Source organism: Rhizobacter sp. P2_H2 (assembly GCF_056403375.1).
On the sequence record NZ_JBFUFP010000215.1, the window covers coordinates 1 to 6680 of the forward strand.

Sequence of the window (6680 nt, forward strand, 5' to 3'; positions counted from 1 at the left end):
GCGCTTCATCGACGATGAACTGGGCCGCGCACCCGACCTGATCGCCCGCACCATGGCGGCGGTGGTCGAGCAACTGCGCCGCCCGCGCGACCAGCTGCTCGCGAGCGAGCGCCAGCACCACTTCGATCTGGTCGAGCTGCTGCAGCAGCACGCCGGCCGTTTCCAGCGCAGCTTCGTCGACGCGCTGCGCCAGCGCGTGCTGGCCGAGCTGGAGCCCACCGCCAACGCCACCGCGGCCCCGTCCGGCCCGAGCAGCCTGTCCGGCCTGCAGCTGATGGACGAAGGCCGTGTCGAGTCCGACATCGAGATCTCGCGCGCGGTGCAGCAGATCGACACCGGCACCGAATGGGAGCTGCGCGAGCTGCAGACCTTCACGTCGACGCTGCGCGGCCAGGCCCACACCACCGCCGAGTCGAACCCGCTGCGCCCGCTCGCCTACGCCCACGCGCTGTGGGACGCCGCCGGCGAAGTGACCGACAAGCCGGTGCAGCAGGCCATCCTGCTGCGCGTGGCCTCCGCCGCGATGACGCCGCTGCTGCGCATGGCCTGGGCCGCTGCGTGCTCGCGCCTCGAATCGCAAGGGGTCGAGCCGAGCATCTACCGCACCGTCGTGCTGGCACCGGGCGCCGGCGCGGCGCGCAAGCCGGAGGTCGACGTGACGATGCCCGGCGCGCTCGAAGGGCTGGTGCGCAGCATGCCGGGTGGCCTGCCCGCAACCTCCTCCGCGCCCTCCACCCCGGGCCGCCGTGGCGCCACGCTCGGCCCGGCGCTGGAGCAGGCCCTGGCCCGCATCGAGGCGATGCTCTCGCGCCTGCCGGAGCGCAGCGGCGGCGACGCTGCCGAAGCCGCCGATGGCGCTGACCGCGCCGGCACGCCGTCGTCGCGGCTGGCCGAATTCCGCGGCTCGCTGCTCAGCGCCGCCGACGAGACGATCGAGCGCCAGATCATCGAGCTGCTGTCGCGGCTGTTCGAGACCATCCTCGGCGACCCGATGCTGCCGCAGCCGCTKCGCACGCTGATGGGCCGCCTGCAGGTGTCGGCATTGCGCGTCGCGCTGCGCGACCCGAAGATGATGGAGGTCCACGAGCACCCGGTGTGGCAGCTGATGGACCGCATTGCCGGCGCCGCCGTCGGCTACCCGCAGTCCGGCGACCCGCGGCTCGCGCATTTCCTGTCGTTCTGCGACCGCTTGGTCGACGAGATGCTCGCCGAGCCGGTGCAGGACGCCGCGCTGTACCGCCGCAGCCTCGCGCGCGTCGACGCCGCCATCGCCGAACAGCTGCGCGATGCGCAGGTGRCCGCGCGCGGCGCGATCGCGACGCTGGTGATGGCCGAGCAGCGCGAGCGGCTGCAACGCGAGCTGTCGCACCGGTTGACCGAGCAGATGGCGCCGATCCGCACGACGCCGGTGATCCGTCGCTTCGTCACCGGCGCGTGGGCGCGGGTGCTGGCCGAATCGTTCACGCTGTACGGTGAGGAGGCCGAATCCAGCCAGCGGGTGCTGAAGGCGACCGACCACCTGCTGTGGAGCCTGCGCCTGCCCGACCATCCGCAGAGCCGGCTGCGCCTGCTGGGCCTGCTGCCCGGGCTGCTGAAGGAGCTGCGGGCCGGCATGGAATTGATCGCGCTGCCGGCCGACGAACAGCAGGCCGTGCTCGACGAGCTGGTCGAGATCCACAGCGAGGCGATGAAACCGCGCGCCCGGCCCGCAGCCGCCGCCGCGCAGCCCGAGCCGACGCCGGAGGAGATCGTGCGCCGCATGCGCGACGAGACCGTCGAGCCGGTGCCCGAGACCGGCGCGCCGTTCAGCGATTCGCTGATCGACCTCGGCTCGATGGACACCGTGCCCGCCGAGTGGCTGCCGAGCGGCCCGCCCGCGGGTGGCGACGACCCAGCCGCCTGGGTCAACGCGATGGCGATCGGGCGGCACTACCGGATGTTCCTGCTCGGCCGCTGGAGCCACCTGCAGCTGCTGTGGCGCAGCGACAGCGGGCAGCTGCTGCTGTTCGCCGGCGAGCAGCCCGACAGCACGCACTCGGTGACGCTGCGCGCGCTGGAGCGGCTGCGCACCGCCGACCTGCTGGTCTCGCTGTCCGACTACTCGCTGGTGCAGCGCGCGGTCGACGGCATGCTGCGCAGCCTCGCGACGCTGCGTTGAGCGCTCGCATGGCAACCGCAAGGCTGCGGGCCTGGCCGGGCCTGCTCGCGATCGCGCTGTGCGCTTCGGCGCTGGCGCAGACCGCCGCGCCGCCCCCCACATCACCCCCCACGCCACAGCCCACCCGCCCGCGCATCGGCCTCGTGCTGTCCGGCGGCGGCGCACGCGGCCTGTCGCACGTCGGCGTGCTGAAGGTGCTGGAGCGCGAGCGCATCCCGGTCGACGTGATCGCCGGCACCTCGATGGGCGCGATCATCGGCGGCCTGTATGCGAGCGGCATGGACGCCGACACGCTGGAGCGCGAGCTGCTGAAGGTCAACTGGGATGCGGTGTTCGCGAACCGCGTCGACCGCCAGCTGCTGTCGCAGCGGCGCAAGGAAGAAGACTTCGAGATCTCGCCGTTGATCGAGTTCGGCATGCGCGACGGCGAGCTGCGCGCGCCGCTCGGTGCGCTGTCGGGCCGCGGGCTCGAGACGCTGCTGCGGCGCTACACGCTGCCGGTGCGCTCGGTGCGCGATTTCGACCGGCTGCCGATCCCGTTCCGCGCCGTCGCCACCGACATGGAAGACGGCCGCGCGGTGATCCTGAGACAGGGCGACCTCGCGCTCGCGCTGCGCTCCAGCATGAGCGTGCCCGGCGTCTTCCCGCCGACCGAGATCGACGACCGCATCCTCGGCGACGGCGGCCTGGTCGACAACGTGCCGGTCGACGTGGCGCGCGCGATGGGCGCCGACATCGTGATCGCCGTCAACATCGGCACGCCGCTGGCCCCGCGCAAGACGCTCGGCTCGGTGGGCGGCCTGACCGGCCAGATGATCAACATCCTGACCGAGCAGAACGTCCAGCGCAGCCTGGCCTCGCTCGGCGGGCGCGACCTGCTGATCTCGCCGCAGCTGGGCGAGATCACCTCGGGCGATTTCAACAAGACGCGCGAGCTGATCGCGCTCGGCGAGCAGGGGGCCGCCCAGCTCGCGGCGCGCCTGGCCGCGCTGTCGCTCGACGAGACCGCGTATGCGCAATGGAAGGCCGGCCACCCGCGCGAGGCGCCACCGCAGGCGACGCTCGCGTTCGTCGAGTTCGAGGGCAGCGGCCTGACCAATCCGAAGCGCTTCGCGGCGCAGATGGAATCGACCGCCGGCCAGCCCTTCGATGCGGCCAAGGCCGAGCGCGATGCGCGCCGCCTGGCCGCCAGCGGCGACTACGTGCGCGCCGACTACGAGCTGGTGTCGACCGACCGCGGCGACGGACTGGTCTTCGACCTGGAGGACAAGCCCTGGGGGCCGCACTACTTCCGCGTCGGGCTCGACCTGAACACCGACTTCACCGGGCGCAGCGCCTTCAACCTGAAGATCAGCCACAACCGCCACTGGCTGGACGCGAACGGCACCGAGTGGCGCAACCGCGTGCAGATCGGCGAGGTGCCACGGCTGTTCTCCGAGCTCTATCACCCGCTGAACTGGACGCTGGGGATCTCCAACGACTGGTTCGTGGCCGGCTACGGCGAGGCCGAACGCCGAAAGCTTGCCGTCTACAACGGCGCCACCGGCGACGAGCGCGGGCATTTCAACCGCTCGACCGGCCGCTTCGGCATCGACCTCGGCCAGCCCTGGGGCCAGTTCGGCGAGCTCCGCATCGGCCTCACGCACCTGACGCTGCGCAACGAGCCGGAGATCCTGTCGAGCGACTACAGCGGGCCGCGCGAGACGGTGACGATCGACGAATCCGGCCTGCGGGTCGGCGTGGTGGTCGACCAGCTCGACTTCGCGAACTTCCCGCTGCACGGCTACCGCCTGCAGGGCGAAGTGGTCAGCGGCCGGCGCAGCGACAGCGTGACCGGCAGCGATTCCGACCGCTTCACGCGGGTCGAGACCGAGGGCTCGGCGGTGGGCACGTGGGGACGGCACACGCTGAACGCGCTCGTGCGGGTGCAGCATGCCGACCAGCGCTCGATCGCCGGGCTCGGCCGCTACACGCTCGGCGGCTTCCAGCAGATGTCGGGCTACCTGCCGGGGCAGATCGAGGGCAACTACCTGGCGTTCGGGCGGCTCGTGTACTACCAGCGGCTGGACTACGCGCCGGTGTTCACGCGCGGGCTGTTCGCCGGCGGCTCGCTGGAGGCCGGCAACGCGTGGGACTTCAGCAGCCAGATGAAGCTGAACGACCTGCGCAACGGCATGAGCCTGTTCGTCGGCGCGGACACCGGCATCGGGCCGCTGTACCTCGGCGTGACCTACGCGCCGCGCGGCGCCGCCGGGCTCTACCTGTTCATCGGCCGACCGTGACGGATCCGACGCGGCGGCGTTGGTCCTGCCGCGTTCGGGGGGGTGTCAAGCCGGGAGGCGCTTCCTAAACTGGCTTCCAGGTTCAGAGAGGTTGGCAGGCAGTTTGGGTGAGGCGCACATGACGGACAGTGAATTGATGCGGATCAGCGACGGTGGCGTCGAATCGTCGGAAGGCTGGGCGGTCCACCTGATCGGGCCGGAGCTGCTGGAGTACTGCAGCGGGCCGGCCGCCTGCCTGGTGAACATCGGCTACTCGCCGGCGCACCGGGCCCGGCAGATCTATGCGACCGAGTCGTCGTCGGACCTGTTCCCGATGCTGCGCGAGCACCTGCAGTCGGCCTCGCAACTCCTCGAAGGCCGCTACGTGGTGGTATGACAACCCCTCGCTCGACGAGTCCGTCGAGCGGTCCCCCGAGGGGACGCGGGCCGGCTTGGGGCGGCCCGGCGCTCGGCCCGCCTCACCGAACCAGCGCCGCCTCGATCTCGGCCGCCACCAGCGCCGGCAGTTCGTGCACGATCCAGTGCGTGGCGCCCGGCACGCGGGTCAGCGTCAATTTGGGCACGAAGGCCTCCAGGCCGTCCAGCAATGAGGCCGGCAAGGCCACGTCGGCCTCGCCCCACACCACGTGCGTCGGCACCGTCACGGTGACGAACTCCGGCGGGAATTTCAGCGCGAGCACCGGTGAATCGGGCCCGGTCGGCGGGCGCAGCGGCGACACGCGGTAGTAGTTCAGCGCGCCGGTCAAGCCGTGGCGCCACACCGCGCGGTACTGCTCCTTCAGCGCCGGCGTCAGCCAGCCGCCGCCCGGCCGCGCCGGGTCTTCGGCCCCCATGTGCGCGAACACCGCCCACAGCCGCGCGAAATCGCCGGCCTCGAGCTCCGCCTCGGCCTCGGGCCGGCTCCAGGTGTTCATGTAGGCGCTGGCCGCCTGCTGGAGGGGATCGGTCTGCAGCGCCTTCAGGAACACGCCGGGGTGCGGCGAATTGACGATCACCAGCCGCTGCAGCGCCTGCGGATGCTGTACCGCGAAATTCCAGGCCACCGCACCGCCCCAGTCGTGCGCGACCAGCGCCGCGAGCGGGCCGCCGCCCTCCTCGGCGATCAGCGCGAGCAGGTCGGCCACCAGGTGCTTGGCGCGATAGGCCTCCACCTCGGCCGGCGCGGACGAGCGCTCGTAGCCGCGCAGGTTCGGCGCGATGCAGCGGTAGCGGTCGCCGAAATGGCGCAGCATCGCGTCCCAGACGAAGGCGCCTTCGGGAAAACCATGAAGGAACACGATCGCCGGCGCGCCGCGCGGCCCGCTGGCCCGGCAGCTCAGCGTGATGCCGTGCGGCAGCACCGCATCAAAGGTCTCGATCACCCGAGGATCCAGTCGCGCAGCACGCAGGCGGCGTCGCCGACGCCCTGCTTGTTCAGCGCCGAGAACAGCGCGATGCCGATGTCGGCGTCCTCGCTCGACAGCTCGCCCAGCACCGCCTGCGTGGCCGCCAGCGCCGCCGTCGATTCGCGGCGGTTCAGCTTGTCGGACTTGGTCAGCAGCACCAGCAGGCGCACCTCGCCGGTGCCCACGCGGGGCGCGACGAACTCGAGCAGGTTGCGGTCGAGCTCGGTCAGCCCGAGCCGCGAATCGACCATCAGCACCACGCCCGACAGGCTGCGGCGCACCTGCAGGTAGTTGGCCATCACCTCCTGCCAGCGCTGCTTGGCGGCGCGCGCCACCGCGGCGTAGCCGTAGCCGGGCAGGTCGGCGAACAGCGCGTTCGGCGCGTCCTTCGGACCCAGCTCGAACAGGTTGATGTGCTGCGTGCGGCCGGGCGTCTTCGATGCGAAGGCCAGGCGTTTCTGCTGCGTCAGCGTGTTGATCGCGGTCGATTTGCCGGCGTTCGAGCGGCCGACGAAGGCGATCTCGGGCAGCTCGGTCTGCGGCAGCTGGTTCAGCTGGCTGGCGGTGGTCAGGAAGCGCGCGGTGTGCGTCCAGGCCAGCGCCAGCTTCTCGGCTGCGGCCGCATCGCTGCTCGCGTCAGCGGCCGGCGCACCGGAATTGTTTTCGTCGGTCATGGAAGGCACCAAAAACTTGCATTGTAAAATCGCTGGGTTTTGCATCGTCAGAACGCATCCAGCCAACCCACACTAAGAACGCCATGATGCCTGTTGCTTCCTTGCTGTCGAGTCTGTTGTTGGCCGCCGCCCTGGCGGCGCCCGCCTCCGCGAGCGAGGCGGCGAAGGCCAAGCCCGACGT

General features: G+C 71.4%; 6 protein-coding genes. 3 read left to right on the forward strand and 3 right to left on the reverse strand.

Features of this window, described 5'->3' with window-relative positions; all coding sequences use genetic code 11:
* From AC1D15_RS13585 to AC1D15_RS13595, 3 genes are all read left to right on the forward strand, one after another.
* Nucleotides 1-2158 (forward strand): DUF1631 family protein (locus tag AC1D15_RS13585; RefSeq protein ID WP_477826392.1); only part of this gene is annotated, 2158 nt, incomplete at its 5' end.
* Nucleotides 2159-2166: 8 nt separating this feature from the next.
* Nucleotides 2167-4440, forward strand: coding sequence for a patatin-like phospholipase family protein (locus tag AC1D15_RS13590; protein ID WP_477826393.1), 2274 nt, complete (start codon nt 2167-2169; stop codon nt 4438-4440).
* 118 nt (nt 4441-4558) lie between these two features.
* Nucleotides 4559-4816, forward strand: a complete 258-nt coding sequence (locus tag AC1D15_RS13595) for a hypothetical protein (RefSeq protein ID WP_465110893.1) — start codon at nt 4559-4561, stop codon at nt 4814-4816.
* An 82-nt stretch (nt 4817-4898) separates the two neighbouring features.
* Here AC1D15_RS13595 and AC1D15_RS13600 read toward each other — a convergent pair whose 3' ends face one another.
* The 3 genes from AC1D15_RS13600 to AC1D15_RS13610 form a co-directional block, all read right to left on the reverse strand.
* A complete protein-coding gene (locus AC1D15_RS13600) occupies nt 4899-5801 on the reverse strand; it encodes an alpha/beta fold hydrolase (protein ID WP_477826394.1) in 903 nt (300 codons plus the stop codon).
* Complete coding sequence (yihA, locus tag AC1D15_RS13605) at nt 5798-6499, reverse strand: ribosome biogenesis GTP-binding protein YihA/YsxC (RefSeq protein ID WP_465110891.1); 702 nt, start codon at nt 6497-6499, stop codon at nt 5798-5800. Before yihA ends, AC1D15_RS13600 begins: the two co-directional genes overlap by 4 nt.
* On the reverse strand, nt 6462-6680 hold a 219-nt coding region (locus AC1D15_RS13610), incomplete at its 5' end, for a hypothetical protein (protein WP_477826395.1). The genes yihA and AC1D15_RS13610, both read right to left, overlap by 38 nt.

Coding starts and splice junctions, on each gene's coding strand:
- AC1D15_RS13590 (WP_477826393.1), top strand. CDS start 2,167: ATGGCAACCGCAAGGCTGCGGGCCTGGCCGGGCCTGCTCGCGATCGCG.
- AC1D15_RS13595 (WP_465110893.1), top strand. CDS start 4,559: ATGACGGACAGTGAATTGATGCGGATCAGCGACGGTGGCGTCGAATCG.
- yihA (WP_465110891.1), bottom strand. CDS start 6,499: ATGACCGACGAAAACAATTCCGGTGCGCCGGCCGCTGACGCGAGCAGC.